At 61.8% G+C, this 24,693-nt stretch carries 21 protein-coding genes, 2 tRNA genes and 1 pseudogene; 13 read left to right on the top strand and 11 right to left on the bottom strand.

What is annotated here, in order from left to right; all coding sequences use genetic code 11:
* Positions 1-50 precede the first annotated feature (50 nt).
* A complete protein-coding gene (locus B0G76_RS04870; RefSeq protein WP_120290531.1) occupies positions 51-1,271 on the top strand; it encodes a CaiB/BaiF CoA-transferase family protein in 1,221 nt (406 codons plus the stop codon).
* Between the two features lie 86 nt (positions 1,272-1,357).
* Here the strand turns inward: B0G76_RS04870 and B0G76_RS04865 are convergent, their stop codons facing one another.
* Both B0G76_RS04865 and ggt read right to left on the bottom strand, forming a co-directional pair.
* A complete protein-coding gene (locus B0G76_RS04865) occupies positions 1,358-1,918 on the bottom strand; it encodes an alpha/beta hydrolase (protein WP_120290529.1) in 561 nt (186 codons plus the stop codon).
* A gap of 138 nt (positions 1,919-2,056) precedes the next feature.
* The gene (gene ggt / locus B0G76_RS04860; protein ID WP_120290527.1) at positions 2,057-3,811 is read right to left on the bottom strand and encodes a gamma-glutamyltransferase; all 1,755 of its coding nucleotides are present in this window, start codon (positions 3,809-3,811) and stop codon (positions 2,057-2,059) included.
* Between the two features lie 490 nt (positions 3,812-4,301).
* Here ggt and B0G76_RS04855 point away from each other — a divergent pair, with 490 nt between their 5' ends.
* Together B0G76_RS04855 and B0G76_RS04850 are read left to right on the top strand one after the other, a co-directional pair.
* Positions 4,302-6,011 carry a glutamine--tRNA ligase/YqeY domain fusion protein gene (locus B0G76_RS04855; protein ID WP_120290525.1) on the top strand — a complete coding sequence of 570 codons (1,710 nt, stop codon included), beginning with the start codon at positions 4,302-4,304 and terminating at the stop codon, positions 6,009-6,011.
* 274 nt (positions 6,012-6,285) lie between these two features.
* Positions 6,286-7,179, top strand: a complete 894-nt coding sequence (locus tag B0G76_RS04850) for a transporter substrate-binding domain-containing protein (RefSeq protein ID WP_120290523.1) — start codon at positions 6,286-6,288, stop codon at positions 7,177-7,179.
* Positions 7,180-7,263: 84 nt separating this feature from the next.
* On the opposite strand, the gene B0G76_RS04845 is transcribed toward B0G76_RS04850, so the two are convergent.
* Together B0G76_RS04845 and B0G76_RS04840 are read right to left on the bottom strand one after the other, a co-directional pair.
* The gene (locus B0G76_RS04845) at positions 7,264-7,713 is read right to left on the bottom strand and encodes an NUDIX hydrolase (RefSeq protein WP_120290521.1); all 450 of its coding nucleotides are present in this window, start codon (positions 7,711-7,713) and stop codon (positions 7,264-7,266) included.
* 82 nt (positions 7,714-7,795) lie between these two features.
* A complete protein-coding gene (locus tag B0G76_RS04840) occupies positions 7,796-8,185 on the bottom strand; it encodes an RT0821/Lpp0805 family surface protein (RefSeq protein WP_120290519.1) in 390 nt (129 codons plus the stop codon).
* A 277-nt stretch (positions 8,186-8,462) separates the two neighbouring features.
* On the opposite strand from B0G76_RS04840, the gene B0G76_RS04835 reads away from it, so the two are divergent.
* On the top strand, positions 8,463-8,681 hold the full coding sequence (locus B0G76_RS04835) for a hypothetical protein (protein WP_120290517.1): 219 nt from the start codon (positions 8,463-8,465) through the stop codon (positions 8,679-8,681).
* Positions 8,682-8,737: 56 nt separating this feature from the next.
* Here the strand turns inward: B0G76_RS04835 and B0G76_RS44500 are convergent.
* From B0G76_RS44500 to B0G76_RS04820, 3 genes and pseudogenes are all read right to left on the bottom strand, one after another.
* Positions 8,738-10,034, bottom strand: a pseudogene (locus B0G76_RS44500) (cytochrome-c peroxidase).
* A gap of 475 nt (positions 10,035-10,509) precedes the next feature.
* Positions 10,510-10,586 (bottom strand) — tRNA-Arg (locus B0G76_RS04825).
* Between the two features lie 335 nt (positions 10,587-10,921).
* Positions 10,922-11,752 carry an undecaprenyl-diphosphate phosphatase gene (locus B0G76_RS04820; protein ID WP_120290515.1) on the bottom strand — a complete coding sequence of 277 codons (831 nt, stop codon included), beginning with the start codon at positions 11,750-11,752 and terminating at the stop codon, positions 10,922-10,924.
* A gap of 662 nt (positions 11,753-12,414) precedes the next feature.
* Between B0G76_RS04820 and B0G76_RS04815 the strand changes: the two genes are divergently transcribed.
* Complete coding sequence (locus B0G76_RS04815; protein ID WP_120290513.1) at positions 12,415-13,323, top strand: aldose epimerase; 909 nt, start codon at positions 12,415-12,417, stop codon at positions 13,321-13,323.
* 183 nt (positions 13,324-13,506) lie between these two features.
* Complete coding sequence (locus B0G76_RS04810) at positions 13,507-14,226, top strand: peptidoglycan DD-metalloendopeptidase family protein (RefSeq protein WP_120290511.1); 720 nt, start codon at positions 13,507-13,509, stop codon at positions 14,224-14,226.
* 144 nt (positions 14,227-14,370) lie between these two features.
* Here the strand turns inward: B0G76_RS04810 and B0G76_RS04805 are convergent, their stop codons facing one another.
* Positions 14,371-15,693 (bottom strand): IS1182 family transposase, encoded by a 1,323-nt coding sequence (locus tag B0G76_RS04805; RefSeq protein WP_120290509.1) that lies wholly within the window; start codon positions 15,691-15,693, stop codon positions 14,371-14,373.
* A 187-nt stretch (positions 15,694-15,880) separates the two neighbouring features.
* On the opposite strand from B0G76_RS04805, the gene B0G76_RS04800 reads away from it, so the two are divergent.
* Positions 15,881-16,207 carry a hypothetical protein gene (locus tag B0G76_RS04800; protein ID WP_120290507.1) on the top strand — a complete coding sequence of 109 codons (327 nt, stop codon included), beginning with the start codon at positions 15,881-15,883 and terminating at the stop codon, positions 16,205-16,207.
* A 678-nt stretch (positions 16,208-16,885) separates the two neighbouring features.
* Here B0G76_RS04800 and B0G76_RS04795 read toward each other — a convergent pair.
* Positions 16,886-17,614, bottom strand: coding sequence for a pentapeptide repeat-containing protein (locus B0G76_RS04795; RefSeq protein ID WP_120290505.1), 729 nt, complete (start codon positions 17,612-17,614; stop codon positions 16,886-16,888).
* 107 nt (positions 17,615-17,721) lie between these two features.
* Here B0G76_RS04795 and B0G76_RS04790 point away from each other — a divergent pair, with 107 nt between their 5' ends.
* The 3 genes from B0G76_RS04790 to B0G76_RS04780 are packed head-to-tail and all read left to right on the top strand — an operon-like array spanning position 17,722 to position 20,824.
* Positions 17,722-18,030: a DUF2288 domain-containing protein gene (locus B0G76_RS04790; protein ID WP_120290504.1), complete on the top strand. Its 309-nt coding sequence runs from the start codon at positions 17,722-17,724 to the stop codon at positions 18,028-18,030.
* Positions 18,027-19,442, top strand: coding sequence for an MATE family efflux transporter (locus B0G76_RS04785; protein WP_409076697.1), 1,416 nt, complete (start codon positions 18,027-18,029; stop codon positions 19,440-19,442). The genes B0G76_RS04790 and B0G76_RS04785 overlap by 4 nt, the downstream gene beginning before the upstream one ends.
* A gap of 59 nt (positions 19,443-19,501) precedes the next feature.
* Positions 19,502-20,824, top strand: coding sequence for an IS1182 family transposase (locus tag B0G76_RS04780; protein WP_120289662.1), 1,323 nt, complete (start codon positions 19,502-19,504; stop codon positions 20,822-20,824).
* Between the two features lie 396 nt (positions 20,825-21,220).
* On the opposite strand, the gene B0G76_RS04775 is transcribed toward B0G76_RS04780, so the two are convergent.
* Positions 21,221-21,400 carry a hypothetical protein gene (locus B0G76_RS04775; protein WP_120296204.1) on the bottom strand — a complete coding sequence of 60 codons (180 nt, stop codon included), beginning with the start codon at positions 21,398-21,400 and terminating at the stop codon, positions 21,221-21,223.
* A gap of 154 nt (positions 21,401-21,554) precedes the next feature.
* Here B0G76_RS04775 and B0G76_RS42735 point away from each other — a divergent pair, with 154 nt between their 5' ends.
* Positions 21,555-21,728: a hypothetical protein gene (locus tag B0G76_RS42735; protein ID WP_183081991.1), complete on the top strand. Its 174-nt coding sequence runs from the start codon at positions 21,555-21,557 to the stop codon at positions 21,726-21,728.
* A gap of 149 nt (positions 21,729-21,877) precedes the next feature.
* Positions 21,878-21,954 (top strand) — tRNA-Pro (locus B0G76_RS04770).
* Positions 21,955-22,059: 105 nt separating this feature from the next.
* On the opposite strand, the gene B0G76_RS04765 is transcribed toward B0G76_RS04770, so the two are convergent.
* Positions 22,060-23,694, bottom strand: coding sequence for a methyltransferase regulatory domain-containing protein (locus B0G76_RS04765; protein WP_120290500.1), 1,635 nt, complete (start codon positions 23,692-23,694; stop codon positions 22,060-22,062).
* Between the two features lie 432 nt (positions 23,695-24,126).
* Between B0G76_RS04765 and sixA the strand changes: the two genes are divergently transcribed.
* Complete coding sequence (gene sixA / locus B0G76_RS04760; RefSeq protein ID WP_120296203.1) at positions 24,127-24,585, top strand: phosphohistidine phosphatase SixA; 459 nt, start codon at positions 24,127-24,129, stop codon at positions 24,583-24,585.
* The last annotated feature ends 108 nt before the right edge of the window (positions 24,586-24,693 follow it).

Below are 24,693 nucleotides of genomic sequence, written 5' to 3'. Positions count from 1 at the left end.
TCCGCGGCGACATGCACGCCGCTTTGGCTACAAAGGAGACATTGAAGAATATGGGCGCTCTCAGTCATATCCGCGTGCTGGATCTCACACGCGTGCTCGCCGGGCCTTGGTGCGCGCAGACGCTCGCCGATTTCGGCGCCGACGTCATCAAGATCGAACGGCCTGAAGTCGGCGACGACACCCGCCACTGGGGACCCCCGTACCTGAAAACGCCGGAAGGCGCCGATACGCCTGAAGCCGCCTACTACCTCGCGGCGAACCGCAACAAGCGCTCGGTCACCGTCGATATCGCATCGCCCGAAGGCCAGCGGATCATCCGCGAATTGGCCGCGCAAAGCGATGTGGTGCTGGAGAACTACAAGGTCGGGCAGTTGAAGAAGTACGGCCTCGACTACGCGTCGCTCAAAGAAGTGAAGCCCGATCTGATCTACTGCTCGGTGACCGGCTTCGGGCAAACCGGGCCGTATGCGCAACGCGCCGGTTATGACTTCATCGTGCAAGGCATCGGCGGCTTCATGAGCATTACCGGCGAGCGCGACGGCCAGCCGGGCGGCGGCCCGCAAAAGGCCGGCGTCGCGATTGCCGACCTGATGACCGGCATGTATTCGACCATCGCCGTGCTCACGGCGCTCACGCACCGCGACCGAACGGGCGAAGGCCAGTACATCGATATGGCGCTGCTCGACGTGCAGGTGGCCATGCTCGCCAACATGAATTCGAATTACCTGGCGAGCGGCCAGCCGCCCGTACGCTGGGGCAACGCGCATCCGAACATCGTGCCCTATCAGACCTTCCAGACCAGCGACGGCTGGATCATCGTCGCGGTCGGCAACGACGGTCAGTTTCGCAAGTTCGTCGAGGTGGGCGGCCGCCCCGAACTCGCCAATGACGAGCGATTCGCGACCAACCCGGCGCGCGTGCGCCATCGCGACACGCTCGTGCCGATCCTTGCAGACATGGTGCGACTGCAGGGCAAACAGCAATGGATCGCGGCGCTGGAAGCGGCCGGTGTGCCGTGTGGGCCGATCAACGATCTGGACGAAGTGTTCGAGAACGAGCAGGTGGTGGCGCGCGGCATGCAGGTCGATCTGCCGCATCCGTCGGGCGGCACGGTCAAACTGGTGCGCAATCCGATCAATATGACCGGCACGCCGCCCGAAGCGCTGGCCCATCCGCCGCTGCTCGGCGAGCACACCGAGGGCATTCTGCGCGAAGTGCTGGGCTATGACGAGGCCCGGATTGCCAGGCTGCGGGAGCAGTCGGTGATTTGAGGGTGGCCGAACGGCGAACGCATGCCGGCATGTTTTGGCGGGCGACGAACGCCCGCCGAATCAGCGCATCAGCGCAAATGAAGGGCCTACCGCTGTTTGCCGAACGAAGCCAGCCAGCGCCGCCCCTCGTCCCAATCGCCGAGCCCGCTGTCGGCATTGATGTGGCCACGCGGCCCGATGTCGATCCAGCGGCTGCCCCACGCATGCGCGCAAGTTTGCGAGAACGACACGCCGCCGTACGGATCGTCGCTGCTCGCCACAACGATGCTCGCAAACGGCAGGCGCGTAAGCGGGACCGGCGCGAAGCCAGCGGCATCCCGCGGAAAATGTGCCTCGGAGGGATCGGGCAACGCGACCAATAGCGCACCCGCCACCTTGGCAAGGTGGGCTGCGCTCGCGTATTGCGACGCCCAGAAGGCTACCGTCAGACAGCCAAGGCTGTGTGCGGCGAACACCACGGGCGAGTCGGCTGCGGCCACTGCGGCGTCGAGCGTGCGGCACCACGCGTCGCGCGCCACATGATCCCAGTCAGGCATCTGCACGCGCACGATGGCGGGATCGAGCGCTTCCCAGCGCGTCTGCCAATGGCCCGCGCCGGAATTCTGATAACCCGGCAGCACGAGTACCTTTAGTTTTTGTCCGCTCATCGTATTCCCCGTTGCAGTTTGATTTTCAGGTGCGTTTCTGAGGTGCGCTCAGGTGCATTTATCCAGCGCGCGTCTGCAATAAGTTTCCGCAGTCCGTCTCTGCAATTATTCGCCTCGCCGGACCAAAGAAGCCACGCGTCAAGGCATCACACGACCCACGCCCACACCGCGCGGATCGGCCGCCGGTTCGGGCGTCGTCCCTTCGACGCGAATCATCTGCACGTCGCCGTTGAACGACTGCCCTTCCAGCGTGTAGCCCATGGCTTTCAACTGATCGGCCAATTCGCCCGTGATCGGATGATACGGCTCAAAGTAGATCGTTTTCGGCGGCAGCAACTGATGATGGAATCGCATCGCGGCCAAAGCGTCGGCAGACGACATATTAAAGTCGTACAGGTTGGTCATCACCTGGAAAATCGACGTGAGGATTCGCGAGCCGCCAGGCGTGCCGATCACGAGCGACACCTTGTTGTCCTTCAGCAGGAGGGTCGGCGTCATCGACGAAAGCGGCCGGCGTCCCGGCGCCACCGTATTCAACTCGTCAGCCGTTGCGCCGGACGCACTGGCGGGAGCCGGTTTGGTGACGAAGTCGTCCATCGCATCGTTGAGCAGGAAACCGCCGCCGTCCACCACCACGCCGGAACCGAAAGACCCGTTCAGCGTGTAAGTGTTCGACACAGCATTACCCCACTTGTCGACTACTGAAAAATGCGTGGTTTGCGCTTTCTCCGGTAGCGCGTCGCCGAGGCCGCCTTTGACCGCCGTGGCGCCGGGCACTTCGTCGGGTTTCACTTCGTCGGCGCGTTGCGCGAGGTAGGCGTCATCGGTCAGTTTGTCGGCCGGCACCTTGTACGAATCAGGGTCGCCAATGTATTGCTGGCGATCGGCGAACACGCGGTCTTCGATCTGCGCGATCAGATGGATATACGGCGCGGAATTCAACTCGAGGCCATCGAACGCCTGCTTCAGATCGGCTTTCATCTTCAGCATCTGGATCAACCCGATGCCCCCTGAACTCGGCGGCGGCGCGGTCACGACCTTATAACCGTTCCAATCGGTGGTGAGCGGTTGGCGCCAGACGGCCTTGTATTGAATCAGGTCCTGCTTCGTAACCAGACCGTGGCCGTACATCTGCTGGGCGATCAGGTCTGCGGTGCGGCCTTCGTAAAACTCACGGCCGCCGTCGCTGGCGATGCGCGAAAGGGTTTGCGCGAGTTCGGGCTGGCGATACATCGCGCCCGCCTTCAGGTTCGAGAAATAGGCGTCGAAATTGGTCTTGCCGGCAAAATTCTTCGCCACCGTGTCGTGGCGCTGCTGCAACCACGGCTCGACCTTGAAGCCGTCGGTGGCGTAATGGATCGCGGGCGCCAGAACCTGCTTCCACTTCAGCTTGCCGAAACGCTGCTGCGCTTCCCACATGCCCTCGACGGTGCCCGGCACGCCCACGGCGCGATGGCCGACGAGGCTCATACCCGGTACGAGGTTGCCCTTATCGTCGACGTACATATCGCGGGTCGCCTGCTGCGGCGCGCGCTCGCGGTAATCGAGAAAATAGGGTTTGCCGTCCATGAAAACGGTCATGAACCCGCCGCCGCCAATGTTCCCCGCGTCCGGACAGGTCACGGCCAGCGTGAAGGCGATCGCGACAGCGGCGTCCATCGCGTTGCCGCCAGCGGCGAAGATCTGCTGCGCGGTGTCGGCGCTGTAGCGATCGGGCACGGCCACAGCCGAAGCGTCCAGCACAGCCTTGGGCGGCGGCGTTTTCGCGAGCGCGGTGGCCGGCGCGGCCAGGCCGCCTGTGAACGCGGCGAATACGGCCGCAACCGTCACGATTCGGGCAAAAGACAAAGAAGCGAAAGGCGCGCGAGGCGCGTCATGCGACGGAATGGGCATCCGAGAAACTCCGGGAACTAACGGCGCCATGTTGCAAGAACGGACAGCGTCCGTGCAACATGGCCCAATGGATGAGGCGGCCTGCGCGAACGCCCGCGCTGCTGGCGGGCTGCACGACAGAGCGCAGGCAGCGCAACCCAAAGCAGGTTGAGCGGGGCGCGGGTAGGCAACGTGGCTGCCTGGCGTGCGCGACATGGACAGAGGAACGGCGCCGGAAAAAATCAACGGGCGAACAGGCTCACCGTGCGCGGCGGGTGGAGAACGCGCCGCCCGCATCCTAAGCCGCTGGCGCATGCGCCAACAAAACGTTTTACCTCCTGTTACAGCAGCTTAAACACGGCTTGCAGGATCCCGCCCGGCCCCAAAAACCGCTCGAAACCGCTCAAACGTTGGCTGTGCGCCGCACTCGCCTGCCGCGAGCGAATGCGTCAGGTAGAATTGACGGATAAGTGGGCGCATTGCGCGCCCCGACCGACTTTCACCTTCTCGCATGAATACCGAACGCAACGACGCGCCAGCGGCATCCAATTTCATCCGCAACATCATTGACGAAGACAACCGCACGGGCAAGTGGGGTCAGCGCGTCGAAACGCGCTTCCCGCCCGAGCCGAACGGCTACCTGCACATTGGTCACGCCAAGAGTATCTGCCTGAACTTCGGCGTGGCGCGCAGCTACGGCGGCGTGTGCCATCTGCGCTTCGACGATACGAATCCGGAAAAGGAAAGCGTCGAGTACGTCGATTCGATTATCGACTCCGTGCGCTGGCTCGGTTTCGAATGGGAAAAAGGCGGCAAGGAACAGCTTTACTTCGCCAGCGACTACTACGACAAACTGTACGAATTCGCCGAACTGCTGATCGAACGCGGCAAGGCGTATGTGGATAGCCAGTCGGCCGAAGAAATGCGCGCGAACCGCGGCTCGGCCTCCGAAGTCGGCACACCGTCGCGCTTCCGCGAACGTTCGGTGCAGGAAAATCTCGACCTGTTCCGACGCATGAAAGCCGGCGAGTTCAAGGAAGGCGAGCACGTGCTGCGCGCGAAGATCGACATGTCGTCGCCGAACTTCAACATGCGCGACCCGGTTATCTACCGCATCCGCTTCGCGCATCACTACCGCACTGGCGACACGTGGTGCGTGTACCCGATGTACGACTACACGCACTGTATCTCGGACGCGTTGGAAAACATCACGCATTCGCTGTGCACGCTCGAATTCGAAGACCACCGTCCGCTGTACGACTGGATTCTGAACGAGCTGGCCGAGGCCGGAATTTTCACGCGCCCGCTGCCGCAACAAATCGAGTTTTCGCGCCTGAACCTCACCTACGCGATCACCAGCAAGCGCAAACTGCTGCAACTGGTGACCGAAGGCCACGTCGAGGGCTGGGACGATCCGCGCATGCCGACCATCGTCGGTGTGCGCCGCCGCGGCTTCACGCCGGAAGCGATCCAGTTGTTCTGCGAGCGCATTGGCGTCACCAAAGTCGATTCATGGATCGACATGAGCGTGTTCGAAGGCGCACTGCGCGACGATCTGGACGACAAGGCGCCGCGGATTGCAGCTGTGCTCGACCCGCTCAAGCTGATCATCGACAACTACCCGGAAGGCCTAACCGAGGCGTGCAGCGCCCCGGTCCACCCGCATCATCCGGAACAGGGCGTTCGCGAGTTCCCGATCTCGCGCGAAGTGTGGATCGAACGCGATGACTACACCGAAACGCCGCCGAAGGGCTACTTCCGCCTGTTCCCGGGCAACAAGGTGCGCCTGCGCTACGGCTATGTGATCGAATGCACCGGTGCGGACAAAGACGAGAACGGCAACATCGTCGCAGTCCACTGCAACTACTTTCCGGACAGCAAATCGGGCACCGAAGGCGCGAACAACTACAAGGTCAAGGGCAACATTCACTGGGTCAGCGCGACAGGCGCCTGCCCGGCCGAAGTACGCATCTACGACCGTCTGTTCAAGGAGCCGCAGCCGGACGCCGGTGGCCGCGACTTCCTCGAAGCGCTGAATCCGGATTCGAAGCGCGTGGTCAACGCCTACCTGGAACCGGGTGCGCGCGACGCGCTGCCGGACCAGCGCTATCAATTCGAGCGCCACGGCTATTTCGTCGCCGACCGCGTCGATTCGAAACCGGGCAAACCCGTGTTCAATCGCATCGTCAGCTTGCGCGACAGTTGGGGCAAGCCGGCGTAAGCTGGAGCCATTACAGCGCGAAGCGCATCTGACCTTGAATACAGCGTGCATTTCGTGAGCGGGATGCACGCCGTTTCATTTCACGATGTTCCATCGATAGAGACAGCGCGGCACAGGCGCACGCGCCAGTCCGGGAGGCCCGATGAAAGTTGCAGCCCGCCACGGGGCGAGAGCTTGGGGCGCAGCACCAGGCACGCGTCACACGCGTACCGTTCCTGCTACACGCATGCCCCTTTTCTCAAATAGCTCACACATCTCACATATCTCAAACAGCATGCGTTGCGCACTCGTGGCGTTGGCCGTGTTCGGCGCAACGTCGCTCGCCAGGCCCGCCCATGCGGAAGAACTCACCGGCACACTGAAGAAAATCCACGACGACGGTGTCGTCGTACTCGGCGTGCGTGAAGCGTCGATTCCCTTCTCGTACTTCGACGGCCAGCATACGGTCGGTTACTCGCAAACCATTGCGCTGCAGATCGTCGACGAAATCAAGAAAACGCTCAGCCTGCCGCAACTGAAAGTGCACGAAATCACGGTAACGTCGTCGAACCGTACGCCGATGTTGCTCAACAACCAGATCGATCTGGAATGCGGTTCGACCACGCACACGGTGGAACGCGAAAATCTGGCCGCCTTTTCGAACAGCTTCTTCCAATACGCGGTACGCATGATCGCCCGCAAAAACAGCGGCATCACGGATTTTCCGGACCTGGCCGGCAAGACGGTCGTGACGACCGCGGGCACCTCCGACGAACGCCTGTTGCGCCGCCTGAATACCGAGAAGCACCTGAACATGCGCATCACGAGCGCGCGCGATCATCCAGAGGCATTCAACGCGCTCAAGGATGACCGGGCCGTGGCGTTCGTGATGGACGAGCCGATCGTGTACGGCTTCAAGTCAACCGACCCGCACCCCGAAGACTTTGTGGTGACTGGCACGCCGCTCGGCTATGAGGTCTACGCCTGCATGTTCCGCAAGGGCGACGAACCGCTTCGCGCGCTCGTGAACGGCGTCATCTCACGCGGCCAGACTGCCGGCGACGCGGAACGTCTGTATAACCAGTGGTTCACGCAGCCGATTCCTCCACACGGCATCAATCTGAATTTCCCGCTGTCGGAACAGAATCGCACGCTGTTCGCGCATCCGAACGACCACGCACTCGACTGAGCGCACGGGCAGTGCGCGGCGCGCGTACCTACCCGTTGCGGTTGCCGGCGCCTTCCGCCCCGCAGCGAAACATCCGGTCCACCGCTATAGCGTTCGATGCAGTTCCGCGAGTGAAAGCGTGGTCTGAAAGAGACGTGTGAGGCTGCGGCTCGCGTACCGCTCGACCTCGTCCGGCGCGGCCCAGCGGTAGGCGTCCATTTCGGGAATCAGCGTGCCGTCGGAGCGGCGCGGAAACATCGACATGCAGGTGCACACCGTCAGATCGAGTTCATCGGCAGTCGCACGCGCCGCGAACAGATGCAGATCCTTGTCGCGCCGATAGACGAACAGTCCGAGATCCTTCAGACGCTCGGGCTCGATCACAATGCCGGTCTCTTCGACCAGCTCGCGCAAGGCCGTGTCGTGAGGCGCCTCGCCCTCTTCGCCGTGCCCTTTGGGAACGTCCCAGTGAGACGTCTCGGTTGCATGGGCGAGCAGCACCCGCCCGCCCGGGTCGAGCAGGACGACGCCACATGAGACAACCCGTGCGCTCATCGATGCAACGCGTCGCAAGGACGCACGGCTTCAGACCGCGCCGGCGGCAAGCCGGCGCACGTGGTCATACCGGCCCGCACACTCAGTGCTTTTTCTGCAATTGCCAGTTGCCGCTGCCCTGTTTGCAGAACTGCGGACGCAGGTTCATCGACTGCCCTTTCGCATTCAGCACAACACCGACGTCGCGGCAGGTGCGATCGCCGTCCTTCGCAGTGCTGGCGACCGTGATCGTCGCGTCGATCTTCACGCTGTTACCGGTGCCTTCGTTGACCCAGCTCGCGCTTTCGCCGTCCTGCTTGTCATTCAAGGCGCTCACGACTGCGGTCTTGATCGAATCGACCTCGCGTTGCTTCATGTAGCTCATCGGCGTGTCGTTCAGAAAACCGAGGTTCGCCGCTTGTGCGCCGATGGCGCCACCAAGCAGCAGGCCGCCGACTGTGAGATGAAACAAGGCACGGATTCGCATCGACATGAAGGGTTCTCCTCGAAGAGTGGTTCGGCTGACTCGAGCGCGCTCACGGCGGCTCGTGATCTGGACCCCAAAAGCATAGCATGTCGCCCTCAAGCTAACCGCCTGGATGCTGCTTCGCAGCGCTCCGCGGGAGCCTGTAGCATCCGGTCCGTCAATCGGGATCGAACGGCTCGAGGGCTGCCAGAATTTTAGGACGAGTCTCATATCCTCTTATGAAACGTCTACTTAAGATAGGTCTGTTGCGCAATAGCGCCGACCAAGCTTCCAACGCCGCCTCATGGACATCTCGCTCACTCTCGAAACCTTCACCGTCGCGCTGGTGCCGTTCGCCATCGGCCGGGACCCCGGTCTTGCGCGGCGCATCGTGCAAATGGACAACCTCCCCCGCGCACGCTGGCCAAATCTGCTGACACGCGTCGGCACTGCATGCCTTCTGGTGTCGTTCGCACTGTTGCTCGCCGGCTGCTATTACATCCTTGCCGGCGCGGGCAACTGATCACGACCGCGGCAGCCTAGGCTGCCTCAACCATCGGCGCAGCCCTCACGCCGCGATCAATTCGCGGCCGCACTATGTCCCGGTTTGTCTTCCGCTTTATAGCCATCCGTGAGCGTATTCAAAAACGCGATCATGTCCTTGATTTCGGCCTCGTCGAGCGCCGGTTTGTCACCCGGCTTGCGATCGAACGGCGGATCGGTATTCAGATTGGCCCAGTAACGCTGCGGCAGATCGTCGAACTTCTGCACTTTGCTTTTCGAGACCGAATAAAACTTTTCCGGATTCGTGTCGCGTTGCGCATAAAAGCGCAGCAGCTGATCCAGAGACTCATAGATGCCGTTGTGGAAAAACCGCTTCTTCAACGCGACGTTACGCAGCGTCGGCGTGCGGAAGATGCCGCAAAACTCGGCGCGGCCCTTCAGGTCGGTCCGCTCCGGCCCGCATGCGCCGAGGTCGTAGAAATGCGGATCGCGATTCACCGGCAGCGCGCAGTTGCGCGGCACGCCGATCGCAATCAGACCGAAGTCCGTGAACTGCGGCGGCGCGCCGTCCATGGTGCGCTGGCTGATGTGACAGCTCGCGCAATTGCCCTTCTTTTCGTCGTTGAAGACTTGCAGACCGTGTAGCTCTGCCTGGGTCAGCTGGGCTTTGCCGGCCAGATACGCGTCGTACTTGCTGGTGTACGGATAAAAAAGCTCGGGCGTCTGCCCGAACGTTTCCAACGCTTGCAGCACGGCTTTGAAGGTGGCGTCGTCGCTATCGAAAATATGCTCGCCGAATGCCGCGCGGAACGCGTCAGCATACGGCGCGGCCTTCACCGCCGCCGTGACCTTCGCCGGTGTGCTGCCCATTTCGAACGACGACAGCAGCGGAATGCGCGCCTGATCCGAGCCGCGGTCGACCCGGCCGTCCCATGTCAAACCGCCGGTCGGCCCGGCATCCACGCTTTCGTCGCCTTCGTCGTCCGACTCGTGATAGTGCTCGGCGAACGCCGGCACCGATTGCAGATACTTGAGCGTCGGCGCGGCGCGCATGCCGGTGCGGTGCATGTCGTTACCGCCCAGTTGCACCGACAGCGAATTCGCCGGCGAAAAAACCGTGATCGGGACTGTGGCACGACGCGCACGCCAGCCTGCCCGAGCCGGACAGCGATGCGTCGAAGAACAACTGCTTGCCGAGCGCCGTCATCTGCCGCACGGATTTGTAGACTTCCGCGCGGGTCTGGCCGGCTTCATGGGCAGCCACTTTCACGGTAGAGGCGGTGCCGCAGCGACACCGGTTATCACCGTAGCCAATGTGAGCACCACAATCACTAAGACTTTCATCTTCGATCTCCCATACCCGCACCTGTATGCCATCTACTCTAAGTCGCGGTGTCGCTGGTCTGTGAAACCCTGCACCGTGGACGGCCCAAGGTGCTAAGGTTTACGTCTGCTGTATATCATCTGTCCTATTAGACATTCCGCGCCCCTTTCGAACGACCTGCGTCCGAAAAGATGACCGGAAAATTTCCGGCAACCACTACCCCCACCAGGGTCTTTTTCATAACGTCCCTGGCTGGCGGCGCGTGTATGGGAACCCGCCGAAATCAGCCCTCCACGCGCGCATGTGAGGCGCACTACGCTAGTCGGCCCTGCAAAATTCAATTTGCCTGACGCACGACGCCGATGGGGTATGTTGTCGGTGCGGAAAGGTTAGGCCGCAGACATGAATGGCTGAGCTAGAATCAGTCACACCGTAGTCACACTGATTTGTGACTACGGGCACTTTCTCAACTCACACAGTCGAGCTGATATTGTCGCAAGTGACTGATTTTTAATTAGAATCTTGGTACGGCAGGAGGGACTCGAACCCCCCACCCTCGGCTTAGAAGGCCGATGCTCTATCCAGCTGAGCTACTGCCGTAATGAAGTGAGGCGATGCTACACAAACGTGTACAAGCTGCATCGCCTGCAATGAGAACCCGTGCCGGGTATTGGAACCTGTGCGGTATCGCAGCCCCAAGGTTCGCTGAATACCGAAATTCTAACTGACCAGGCCGGAGACTGTGAAAATCTGTCCGGCTCGCGGCAACCCTGATTGCCTACCGCTCCGCCCCGTCGAATCGCATCGCATCGCAAACGCGTCATAAAACAAACGGGCCCGGCGAATTGAGCCGGGCCCGGATTATAACCGATCGCTTCTTGCCTGCCAGCCGCACGCTCGCACTCAACGCACAGTAGCGGGCATGTCTCGCGAAATCAGACCGGCTGCGGATGCAGCATGAACCAGCCGAGGAACACGACCCCCGCGATCACGCAGTACACGCCGAACGAAGCCAGACGTCCGCGACCTTCGAAATAACGCATCAGGAAACGCACGCTGAGATACGCGGCGATGGCGGTCAGCACGCCGCCGAGCAATGCATCGGCGAGTTGGCCCGGCGCATGGAACAGTTTCGGCAGTTCGAGCACGCCGGCCGCGAAAATGATCGGCGTGCCGAGCAGGAACGAAAACTCGGCGGCCTTCTCAGTCGTCAGGCCGGCCGCATTGCCGGCGATCATCGTCAGACCGCTGCGCGAGAAGCCCGGAATCAATGCGCCGACCTGCGCGAGGCCGACAAAAAACGCCTGGCGGAAAGTGAGCTTCTCCGGCGCCTGATGCGCGCGCGAACGTTGCAGACGATCGCCAAACCACAGCAGCACGCCGTTCACGATCAACGCGATTGCAACGATGCGCAGATCGTGAAAAATCCGCTCAAGACGTTTCTCAAGGATCAGCCCGACGAGGCCCGCCGGAATCGTGCCGATGATAAGCGCCCACATCATGTGCGCGTTGTCATTGCTACGGCCGCCGAACGAAGCGAAGAAGCCGCTCACCAATTCGTACCAGCGCTTGCGGAAGTACCACAGCAGCGCGAACGCCGTGCCGAGATGCAACGCGACGAGGAACGGCAGCAACTGCGGCGCATGCTTGTCGATATGCATACCGAACAATGCGGGCACGAGCAACGTGTGGCCGAGGCTGCTGACCGGAAACAGTTCGGTGACGCCTTGCAGCACGCTAAGGAAGATTAGAAACGACAGGTTCACGCGGCGGTCCTTGTAAGGAAAATGTCGGGGAACAGCGCGCCGCAATACGAAATACACGGCGCGTCAAAGGCGCACCGATTATGCCTGGCTGCAAAGTCAGCGCCAAGCGTTTGAACCGCATCCAGGGAAATATTGATGCGCCGCATCACAACTGGAAACCGTTGTTACGCCGCAGAAAGAAAATGGGGCGCCGCCAGCGGCCGCCCTGTCATCAAGAGGTTTGACGCGCTGAACGCGCGAGACGCGTACCGGGCTCGCCTTGACGGCCCAGCAGAACAGGAAGCCGATGACTGGATCAGCGCTCGAGCTTATAGAAGAAGTAGACAGTGCTTGCTGCGAACATGCCGAACAGCGCCACACCCATTGCCATTGCGAGATCCATAACACCTCCTGAGCCGGTCTCGCCCGGTCGTTGATTGACCGGGCAGTCAGCGGATTATTGCCAAAAACGAGGCTTCTTCGACACCCGCAATTTCCCCAGAAGGGTTTCCCCGTAGCGGAAAGCAGCGCAAAATCGTGCTCTCGCGAGGTCGCTCTGCGGCGCCTTCAAACGTTCTAAACCCACGTTCGAGGCACGCTCAACTCACCTGTTGCTCGCATCCAAGCCACACTCGAACCGCACGCGAACCGCATTCAAACCTTTATCAACTAGTCCATCGACCATGCCCCTCTCCCCGCAACAGGACATTCTCGAGATCGCCCAGGACGCCTCCGTGCTCCGTTTCGCGCCGCAAGCCGGTGGCCGTCTTTTGTCGTGGACCATCGACGACGAAGAGGTGATTCACTGGCCCGAGAACGCCGACTGGAGCCAGCCCGCGAGGATTCGCGGCGGCAACCCGCTGCTGTTTCCGTTTCTCGGCCGGCATCGCGTCGACGGCAAGATCGGCTATTGGCGTGATGCACAACGCACGGTGCGCGAATTGCCGATGCACGGTTTTGCACGCGACCTGCCGTTCGAAGCTCACGCCGACGTTCACGGCGCCGGCTTGCGCATGACCCTCACCGACAGCGATGCGACACGCGGCGGCTATCCGTTCGGCTTCCGTTTCGAAGCAACGTACCAGCTCGTCGATACGCATACGCTGGACGTTACGCTGAGCACCGCCAATACCGGCAACACGCGGCTGCCCTACTACGCGGGTCACCACTTCTATTTCACGCTGCCGCACACGCAGCGCGCCGAGACCTCGCTGGAACTGCCGCGCACCGAACGGTGCTATCAGCAGGATGACGGCTCGATCAGCGCGGCCGAACCGGGCGCTGCGCGCTACACGCTCGACGAGGCGCGCATTCACGACCGCTTCCATCGTCTCGTCGGTGAGCCGGACCAACCTGTGCGGCTCATCGCGCCCGGTCTGAACCGGCTCATCACGATCGATCTGCAACGGCCGGGCTCGGTGCCCTGGTACGCGGTCACGACGTGGAGCGAAGCCGCTACCTCGGACTTCTACTGCGTCGAGCCATGGCTGGGTCTGCCGGATGCGATCCACAACGGCATGGGACTGCGCTGGCTCGAAGCGGGACAAACCGAGACGGCCGCGCTCCGTATCAACGTCAGCAAGCTGCGCTGATCGCGGGTTTTCCGTCTATCGCGACGTGCCGGGAACGCGGCGTTTCGCCACGTTCCCGGCCGTGCGTACCCTCTTCTGCATCCGTTTTTCGGATGTTGCAGCGCAAAACCGTTAGAATCGGACGCTTTGCATCTACCTGCCGCGTGATCGGGATCGGCGCGTGGCAGCGCTTTGCGAGGTCCAATGCGTAACACAACAAGAATGATGAAACGGCTCGCCTGCGCGTCGTTGCTGGCGGTACTCGCCGCCTGCGGGTCCGCTCCGGCGGGGCCAGGCTTTTACCGCGTCGAACGGGGCGATACGCTGTCGAAGATCGCGCGCAGTAACCGGCAGTCGATGCAAAGCATCGTGCGCTGGAACAATCTGACCAATCCGGACAGCATCGAGGTCGGACAGGTGCTGCGCGTCGCGCCGCCGGGGAACGTGGCGTCCACAAGCGGTGGTGCAGCACGCAGCAGCGGCGCGGGCAGCGCGAGCGCGTCGGCAGCGCCGCGCCCGGCGCCCGCCGATAGCGCGCCGTCGCCCGCTCCGGCTTCAACGATCTCGCTGGTGTGGCCGGCTGACGGCACGGTGATCCGGCGCTTCGACGGCTCCAACTCGAAGGGCATCGACATTTCCGCGGCAGCGGGCACTCCGGTAATCGCCGCAGCGCCCGGCACGGTGGTCTATGCGGGTAACGGCTTGCGCGGTTACGGCAACCTGCTGATCATCAAGCACAACGCCGAATATCTGACCGCCTACGCGCACAACCGCGTGCTGCTCGTGAAGGAAGGTCAATCGGTCAGCCGCGGCGAGAAGATCGCCGAGATGGGCGACACCGACACCGATCGGGTCATGCTGCACTTCGAACTGCGCTATCAAGGCCGCTCGATCGACCCATCGCGCGCGCTGCCGGCGCGCTAGGAGTCCGCGCGGCAGACAGAATTTGAGCCTCCGGAGTTGACGCCAGATCGGGCGGCGTCAACTGCGATTGCAGTTTTGCCCGCCAGTGCGCGCAAAAATGGTTTGCCCGGGGGCGAAATCAGGCAAACTTGCCCCCTTCCGGGCTTACGCAAGTTTCATTTTCGACATTCTGCGCAGGTTCAGCGCCACGCAGACGAGCTTCCACTCGGCCTGAGCCTTGGCCAGTCCGCGCATGCTGAATTGTCGAAATCCGAGAACGCTTTTTACCCAGGCATTCGGCGGTTCGGACAGCCATTTGCGCTTTCGATAGGCCGCCTGAGTTTGCGCAGAAGTAAACTTTTCTGCCATCGCGGCGCACAGCGGGCGCTTCAGGGCATCGACCCTCACATCTTTCTTGCCCTCGCGTCCGGGCGCCACAATCAGCTCGGCGGGATGCTCGCGCAATTGCTCGAACGTCGCTTCCGACCGGTAGCCCGCGTCGGCAAGGACTTGCCTGGGATTGGCGCCAGCGTCACGCAGCACGGCAGCAAGAACGCCTGGCAACTGGCCGCTGTCGGCGGCACTGTTACCCAGTTCGGCCGCGACGATGATGTGGGCCGTGTCGTCGACGGCAGCCTGGGCATTGTAGGAATAGTCGAAGCCGCCGCCGGCGTGCTTCATGATCCGGCTTTCCGGGTCAGTAAAATTCTCCTGGGCGTCGGGCTTGGGCTCGCCGAACCTGTACTTGAAGCGCGACTTCTTTTTCGGCTTGTCGCCGCCGTCCGGCGGCGTGTCGTCGTCGCTACGACCACGCGCGATATCGGCCTGGCGCTGGCGCTCTTCCAGACGCGCACGCGCAGCACGGATGACCGCAAGCCGGTCCTCGCGCCGCGTGATCTCGGCCGGAATATCGAGTTCAGGCTCGTTCTTCTCAGCGTCATCGGCCACTTTCGCTTTTGCCAGCAGCGCATCGATCTGTTCTTTCAGTTCAAGCTCGGCTTTCTTCATCCGGTCGTAGCTCATCGCCTTGTGGCGCGAGGCATTGGCCTTGATCTTCGTGCCGTCAACGGCAATCGTCCCGAGCCTGATCAGTCCGCACTCCCTGGCCAGTTTCACCACCTGCACAAACAGGTCCGACAGTTCTTTGAGGTGAAAGGCGCGGAAGTCGCACAGCGTCCGGTGCGCCGGATAGTTGCCCGCCGCCAGGACCCGGAACGCGACATCCTCATGCAGCTTCCTGGCCAGCTTGCGCGACGAGAACACGCCGGTCGCATAGCCGTACACGAGCACCTTCACCATCATCGCCGGATGAAAGGGCTGGTTGCGCTGACCACCGCCGGCATACCGCGCATGGAAAGCGGAGAGGTCGAGTGAGTCCACCGTGTCGCTGATGTAGTAGGCAAGGTGCCCTTCGAGCAGCCAGTCTTGCAGCGCGTGGGGCAGCAACATCTGCTGCTGCGGCTCGTAGGGGAGATAGCTTGTTGTCATCTGCTAACAACGTTTACCGTGCCCGACCGGATGACATCAGACTTCTGCCGCGCACGCTCCTAGCCGCCCAACGGTAGGCATGCGCCCTGCTGTAGTCGCGGGAACCGGGCATACTATGAAACGCTCAATCCTATGCATGACGTGGCCTCGCGCCACGTTCTCCCTTGTTATCTGTAAGGAATCTGCAATGAAGAGCGCATTGGCGTCCTTAACAACGGCCGCAGCGATCGGCCTCGGCCTGTTGACGCTCGGCAGCCTCGGTGGCTGCTCCAGCACCACCATCATGACCTATTTGCCGAGCGGTGACACCGGCTTCGCGATCAACTGCAGCGGCAGTGATGCAAGCTCCAGTTGGGCCGAGTGCTACAAACGCGCGGGTGAAGTCTGCGGCAACTATGGCTACGACGTCGTTTCGAAGGACGTCGACAACGGTGCCACCTCGGGCGGTTCGGTCGGTGGGATTTTCGGTGCGAACGTCAAAAACCGGTCAATGGTGATTCGCTGCAAGCAGTGAAGACACGACAACACGCAATAGAGCAACGCGGCAACTCCGGATTGAATCGACAATGACCGGGCAAAAAAATGCCCGGCACGAGGCCGGGCTAACGGGGGTTCGGCGCATATCGGCAAAGGACCGGTTCACCATGCGCCAGAACGGAATCTAACAATCGGCTTTTACAAGTGCAATGGATTAATTTCGCGAGCAATGTGACACTGCGTACGGAATCCGCATTATGTGAAGGAGAATGTCGGAAATGAGCAGGGTAAATACCCTTATATTTTTCACGCGAAACACCGTGCAAACGGCGCATGAAAATCACGCACGCCGCCCGCAAGACCTTATTAATCAAGCACCTGCTCGCACACGACTGGAAAAGCCTGACGAAAGCCCTTTGGACGCCCCCGCCAGCCGCGCCCAGTATAATCCGGACGCTTAATGCATTGCGAACCTTTAGTGCGCCAACGCACCATACTGATGTATTCGCGAATATTGAGAGACGCCAATAAGCAGCTGCATTTCTTCACAACATATTCGCGAATAGCGAATAGATTAAAAATCTTCAGATAAACTGACAAATTGCGAAGTTTAAAATCGACTGATTTCGGTGAATCGATAAATCGGATGATAGGCACACGCAGCGATTCATTCAAGCTGGCCGAATGGCTAAACCGGCCAGCTTGAAAACAGCCATCACATGACTCGCAGACCCAGTTCGGTCACGAGCACCGCCGCCTGTTGATGCGAAATCGTCGCGCCTTTGAAAAGCGCCGCATCGACGAGCCGCACGCCGCTCAGGTCAGCCTCGCGCAGGTCCGCGCCGTCAAAGCGCGCGCCTTTCAGATGCGCATCCTTCAGACTGCCGCCATCGAAGATTGCCTCGCGGAAATCGACACCGGCCAGATCGGCGTCGGAGAAATCGAGTTGCTGGAGCGTGGCCTTGCGAAACGACAAGCCGCGCAAATGCGCGCCCACCAGCAAGGTTTCGACAAAGCTCAAACCCAGCGCCGTGCAGGCTTCGAAATTGGCACCGGTCAGCTTGCAACTGTGAAACGACGCGGAGGCAAGCTTGGCGCGCCGCCAACTGGTGTTGTTCAGATCGCTCGACTGGAACGCCGCGTCGACCAGATCGGCCAAGGCGAAATCCGCCTCGCGTCCGCGGCAACGGACCCAACGGGTGTGCGACAGCGCAGAGCCAAAAAACGACGTCTCGACAATCGTGCAACGATGAAATTCGGCGCCGCGCAGATCGAGTCGCGACAGATCGGTGCCTTCGAAATCGCAGTCGGTGAAATGGAGCGGCGCTTTACTCCCTGCCAGGCTCGCAGTGATGAGGCGCTCCACGTCGGCGCGCGTGAGTGTGGTGTCGCTCACCGCGTAAGCTTGCGCGCCCGAAGCCAGCGCCGTTGAATCCAGTGACATGAAGGTTCAGAATGATTTTCGAAAGCCTCAAGCGTACCGGAACGCGCGCCGCCCTGGCGGTCCGCGCCGATGGTTTATAGTAACGGCCCCGTCAGAACCCGCTTACGATGACTTCCAACGACGCCACCCATAGCCCGCTGTACGCCAAGCTGCTCGCCGAAACCGCCAAAATCGGCTGGACCGAACTTGAACGCTTTTTCGCGCGCGGCATCCTGCTGCGCGTCGCGAGCGACATCGATCTGGTGAGCGTCGCCGAGGCCATCGCCAGCGACGACACCACGCAGATCACGCAATGGCTGTCTTCCGGCCTTGTCGAGCGTGTGCAGGCGGAAACCGCCGCCGATTTCGCCGCGCGCGATCCCGATCTGCGGGCGGTGGTCGTCTCGCCATGGGTGTGCGTGCAGGAACGCCGTTGAGCGACAGCGCACACGCCGCGGAGGAAGTCCCCCGCCCCGAAGGAAGTCCCCTTGGGGGAGTCGAGAACGGCGCGGCTGCGACGCCACCTGCCGTCCCTGTGCACTGGCACCGCCGGGTGCTGACGCTGGCGTTCCCCATCGTCCTCGCCAATCTGACGCAGCCGATTCTCGGCGCGGTCGACACCGCCGTTGCCGGCCATCTGGACGGCGCGTCCTATCTCGGCGGCGTGGCGCTCGGCGGCCTGTTCTTCAACTTCGTGTTCTGGGGCTTCGGCTTCCTGCGCATGGGCACCACGGGCCTCGTCGCACAAGCGCACGGCGCGGGCGACCACGCCGAGTTGCGCAACAACGTCGTGCGCGCGCTGTTGCTGGCGGCGGCGATCGGTGCAGCGGTGCTTCTGCTCCAAGGGCCGCTGATCGGCTACGCGTTGCGCTTGATCGGCGGCAGCGACGCGGTGCAGCGCCACGCGCAGATCTACTGTCACGCGCGCATCTGGGCCGCGCCGCTCGCGCTCGGCAATTATGTGGTGCTCGGCTGGCTGCTCGGTACGCAGAAGGTGCGGCTCGCGCTGCTCTCACAAGTGTTCATCAACAGCGTGAACATCGTAGCGGTGCTGTTGTACGTGTACGTGTACGACTGGGGCGTGGCCGGCATCGGCGCGGCCACGGCCACGGCCGACGCGCTCGGCTTCGTACTCGGCTCCGCACTGTTGTGGTACGGCCGACCCCGCAGCCTGCCTGCGCTGAACCGCGCCGCCCTCCTCGACTCTGCCGCGCTCAAGCGTCTGGTGGTGCTGAATCGCGACATCTTCGTGCGTACGCTCTGTCTGCTGTCGTCGTTCGGCTGGTTCGCGCATCTCGGCGCGAGGCAAGGCGACACCACACTTGCCGCCAACGCGCTGCTGCTTAATTTTCAGACCTTCATGGCCTACGGACTCGACGGCTTCGCGCATGCTGCCGAAGCGCTGGTAGGCGCTGCGATCGGCGCGCGCGACCGGCCCGCGTTCGCGCAGGCCATCAAGGTCACGGCGCTGTGGTCCGCACTCGGCGCGCTGGGCTTCTCGCTCGTGTACTGGGGCGCGGGTTCGTGGATCATCGAAGGTCTGACCAATCAGGCCGCGGTGCGCGCCACAGCCGAGACGTATCTGCCATGGGCCGCGGTCCTTCCGGTGATTTCGGTGTGGGGTTTTCTGCTCGACGGCGTGTTCATCGGCGCCACGCGCACGCATGAGTTGATGTCGTCGATGGTGGTGTCGTTTGCGGTGTTCGTCGCGGCTTCGTGGGCCTTGCTTGCGCTGTACGGCAATCACGGTTTGTGGGCCGCGATGCTGATCTTCATGGCCGCCCGCGGCGTAACGCTCGCGCGCTTTTTGCCACGCGTCGTACGAGGCATGGCGGGCGTGGCCGCCTAGGAGCGTGCGCGGCAGAAGTCTGATGTCATCCGGTCGGGCAGGGTAAACGTTGTTAGCAGATGACAACAAGCTATCTCCCCTACGAGCCGCAGCAGCAGATGTTGCTGCCCCACGCGCTGCAAGACTGGCTGCCCGAAGGGCACCTTGCCTACTACATCAGCGACACGGTGGACTCACTCGACCTCTCCGCTTTCCATGCGCGGTATGCCGGCGGTGGTCAGCGCAACCAGCCCTTTCATCCGGCGATGATGGTGAAGGTGCTCGTGTACGGCTATGCGACCGGCGTGTTCTCGTCGCGCAAGCTGGCCAGGAAGCTGCATGAGGATGTCGCGTTCCGGGTCCTGGCGGCGGGCAACTATCCGGCGCACCGGACGCTGTGCGACTTCCGCGCCTTTCACCTCAAAGAACTGTCGGACCTGTTTGTGCAGGTGGTGAAACTGGCCAGGGAGTGCGGACTGATCAGGCTCGGGACGATTGCCGTTGACGGCACGAAGATCAAGGCCAATGCCTCGCGCCACAAGGCGATGAGCTACGACCGGATGAAGAAAGCCGAGCTTGAACTGAAAGAACAGATCGATGCGCTGCTGGCAAAAGCGAAAGTGGCCGATGACGCTGAGAAGAACGAGCCTGAACTCGATATTCCGGCCGAGATCACGCGGCGCGAGGACCGGCTTGCGGTCATCCGTGCTGCGCGTGCGCGTCTGGAAGAGCGCCAGCGCCAGGCCGATATCGCGCGTGGTCGTAGCGACGACGACACGCCGCCGGACGGCGGCGACAAGCCGAAAAAGAAGTCGCGCTTCAAGTACAGGTTCGGCGAGCCCAAGCCCGACGCCCAGGAGAATTTTACTGACCCGGAAAGCCGGATCATGAAGCACGCCGGCGGCGGCTTCGACTATTCCTACAATGCCCAGGCTGCCGTCGACGACACGGCCCACATCATCGTCGCGGCCGAACTGGGTAACAGTGCCGCCGACAGCGGCCAGTTGCCAGGCGTTCTTGCTGCCGTGCTGCGTGACGCTGGCGCCAATCCCAGGCAAGTCCTTGCCGACGCGGGCTACCGGTCGGAAGCGACGTTCGAGCAATTGCGCGAGCATCCCGCCGAGCTGATTGTGGCGCCCGGACGCGAGGGCAAGAAAGATGTGAGGGTCGATGCCCTGAAGCGCCCGCTGTGCGCCGCGATGGCAGAAAAGTTTACCTCTGCGCAAACTCAGGCGGCCTATCGAAAGCGCAAATGGCTGTCCGAACCGCCGAATGCCTGGGTAAAAAGCGTTCTCGGATTTCGACAATTCAGCATGCGCGGACTGGCCAAGGCTCAGGCCGAGTGGAAGCTCGTCTGCGTGGCGCTGAACCTGCGCAGAATGTCGAAAATGAAACTTGCGTAAGCCCGGAAGGGGGCAAGTTTGCCTGATTTCGCCCCCGGGCAAACCATTTTTGCGCGCACTGGCGGGCAAAACTGCAATCGCAGTTGACGCCGCCCGATCTGGCGTCAACTCCGGAGGCTCAAATTCTGTCTGCCGCGCGGACTCCTAGCTTTTGCTTCAGCGCCCGGCTTGCATGCGCGACGGTTTTTCGTCTTAGGAACGCATACGTTGTGCTCCGCCGCAGAGGAATCACGCGCTATGCGCTCATCTCCCCAATGCCGCACACAGTTACGGCTTGAAACAAGCGCATACATATCACGCGCGCGCTTCGCCCTAGAATAATTGCAGCCCGCGCTCTCCGCGCGACTTGTCTGCGCGGGTCAGAAGCACCGGCGTGCCCGCGCCGGCGCTTCGCTTTCATTCCCCAGCAGGCGCTCCGGGCGCGGGCGCCATGACCGGCGGCCGGTCGTCGGTAGGGACGCCGTGGTAGTCGACGGGATCTTTCGGCGGCGGCCCGCCATGATGCCCGGCAGGATCGTTGGCACAGCCGGCGAGTCCGGCAGCCAGCATCAACACAATCAATACAACGCGGTTCATAGACTCTCGATACAGAATGACGATAACGGCAACGAAGCGCCGAGAGTCTACCTGCAATTCGAATTCGACGATGTTGGGCCCGGCAGTCTCCCCCTCCCATTTTGTGACGCGTGATCTACTATAGAGGCACAGCTGCGTGTCATAGGAGACTGCCATGGACGCTGAATCGATCGCAGGTCTGATCGGACTTGCAATAGGACTGCTCGTGCTGCTTGCCCTGTCGATTTTTGAGTCGAGAACCTACAGGCGCGAACACGACGGCGAGGGCATGCTGCATCACTGGATCGCACACCAGCACATGCCGCACTGGATGCGGCGCCGGCATTGAAGGGCTAAAGCTCGCCGACGTACAACCGGCGAGCGCGCACTGACGAGCAACGCTTCCTGTCCGCTGCTGAAGTCTGCGACCCTTTTTTCATTCCGACGCAATTCGTGATTGACTCTGGCACCCAATGCCACGTAGAATCTCGGATTCGTCGGAGCGTAGCGCAGCCTGGTAGCGCATCTGATTTGGGATCAGAGGGTCGAAGGTTCGAATCCTTTCGCTCCGACCACGGAATCAAGGGGTTATGAGTTTACTCATGACCCCTTTTCTATTGGCGCTTCAAGTGCTTCGGTTGGCGGCGCATCGCGAAGACTGTGGCAAGCGCCGCCTGACGTTACTGCGCCTTTCGATCACGCCGTTTCGGAGCTGGTTTGCCGGCAGGCGCCGTTTCGCTGGATGCCGCAAGCGTCGCGATTTCGGCAAACCATTGCACGGAGCGCCGGACGTTTTCCTCGATCGCAGCGGCGATGTCCTCAGGCTGCACCAGTAACTTTCCATCACGCTGGAAATGCAATTCGTCGTTTGCCACGCTGCGGCCGATGATCTCCCCCAGCGCATTGATATCGCGGCCGCCGTCCAGCAGGGGCAGCAGCTTCTGCTCGACCGGCCCAAGTGTCACCAGACATTCGTGCCACGCGTTGAACAGCGTCAGCGGCACGTCGCCGCTGACGCGCAGTTCGGCAAGCCGGCGCAACACTGCCGGCACCTCCGGGTACGCAATCGGACGGGGCGGCGCGATGACAGGCTCTAGCCGAAACCGCACTGCATTACTGATAATCAGGCTGTAAACGATCTTCAGTACGCTGGATTCAACTTCCTCCGCCGCTTGCCGGGAAACGCTTGCCACCCGCCGCACAAGCGCCTCAACAGCGACCGTTGCCGGCCAGGCCTCGTTGAGCGCATCGATCACCTGCTGTGTGTCCGGTCCGGTAGCGACAGCCCTGCCGCTGTGAACCTCCTGCCAACGACCGTCGTTATCGGGCTGGGGCACATAGCGGCCGGCGAGATGGAGGCTAACGAGCCGGCTCGGGTCGAGCCGATAGCGTATCTGGTCAGCGCGTTTGTCATGAACCAGCAAGGTCTCGCGGAAGGTCCGGTTATTGATGAAATCCATCAATTGCTCAAGTACCACCTGTTCACCGGCGCACTCATTCAACAACAATTCCGCAGTATGCCGTCCGTGGTTGCCGGCAAACATGCTCGCGATCTCCGCCTCGGCCAGGTAGCTCAGACCACGGTGTGCAGCCTTCGCGAGAAACTCCCGGAAATAGCAGGGACTGTTGCACAGCTCAAGATACTCGTGATTGAGGTAACAGGCGTCGCCGTGACGAACCATCTGAATGTTGTCATCCATGATCTTTTCCAGCAGGCTGCCGGGCTGCGCCGTGTCGTGCAGGAAATCGATCATGCCGCGCGCATAAGCCAGCCCCTCTTCTTGCGAAGCACGGCCGCCGCCGCGCAGCATCATGGCGTCGCGCACCACTTCCTTCGCCTTCCAGCCAGGATAGGTGTTGTAGCTGATATAGGCGACGCCTTCGGGGCTCAAACATTCGCTCGCAACGCGCAGAATGGCTTCGCGGACGTCGTCGGGAACCCAACTGTAAACGCCGTGGCAAATGATGTAGTCGAATTGCCCAAGGCTGGCGTCGAGATCGGCAATGCTCCCCTGCCTCAGCGTGATGTTGCTCAGCCCGATTGTCTCGATCGCACGCCGGCCGGCCTCGATCTGCACCGCGGGGAGATCCACCCCGACCACTGTGGCCTGCGGATAGCGGGTAGCAAAGGGAATGACGTTGCCGCCGGCGGCGCAGCCGAGGTCCAGCACGCGCGCCTGATGAAGCGGAGGAGCGTCGAGCCCAAACAGATAGGCCACTGCCCGAAGGTGCTCGGGGGCGCTTTGTGGAAAGCACCCCGATATGTAGGGCAAATCGTCGTACGTTTTGGCGATGCGTTCAGTCTGGGCATTCATGCGAAGGCAAATCCATGGTTGCTGTGCCGTTCAGGAGAGGCCGATCTTTGGATCTGTACCAGGTTTCGATTTTTTTATTTCGACCACCGCCTCTGGTAATCAAAGGGCATCGTTCGGACGGCACTTTTGTCAGATACCCGATGACTACCGCTTCGCGGATAGCGCGCAAATAGACCACGGCCACGTTGCATCGATCAATCAGACGAATCCTGGTCTGGAGAGCGAGAGAAATGTGCTGCCATCAAACAGCCACTCGGCGGATATCCCAAACCCTCGCCACGATAGGCTTTGCGGTTTTCTTTCGATCGTGCCCCCGGTCCGGCAGCCGAACTCCACGCCGCATTGCCGCGCCTTGCCGTCCTACATACCGTCATGCGACAGTGCTACAAAGCGGTGCCGCCCTGCCGCTGCCGCACAGACAAGGAGTTCAACATGAATCTGATCCTCTGGCGTCACGCCGAAGCTGAAGAATTCGCCGCGAGCGATCTCGCCCGCGCGCTCACCACGCGAGGCCGCAAACAGGCGCAGAACGTCGCCAAATGGCTGCGCACCCGCCTGCCCGAAGACGCGCTAGTCCTCGCGAGCCCTGCGATACGCACCATCCAGACCGCCGAAACCTTGAGCGACCAGTATCGCGTAGTGCGCGAACTCGCGCCTAACGCCAGTGCGGACGATGTGCTCACGGCCGCCGGCTGGCCCAAAGGCATCTCGGAGACTGTGGTGATCGTCGGCCATCAGCCGACGCTCGGCCACGTTACGGCGCGCCTGCTCGGCAACAGCGAAGCGAGTTGGCCGCTGAAGAAAGCCGGCCTGTGGTGGATCGAAAGCCGTGAGCGCGACGGCGACGACCAGGCCGTGCTGCGCGCGGCGATGAGCCCGGATCTGATCTAGGCCGGTCGCATCTCAGCCGGTAGAACCTAAGCCGGTCGCACCTCGGCCGGTAGCACAGAAACAACACTCGCGCCGCCCGACCCCCGACATTACAAGCCGCGCGCACGC

It is taken from the genome of Paraburkholderia sp. BL23I1N1 (genome assembly GCF_003610295.1).
Lineage (GTDB): Bacteria > Pseudomonadota > Gammaproteobacteria > Burkholderiales > Burkholderiaceae > Paraburkholderia.
Note: the sequence above shows the minus strand (reverse complement) of the source record. Positions and strands in the feature narration are given on the sequence as shown.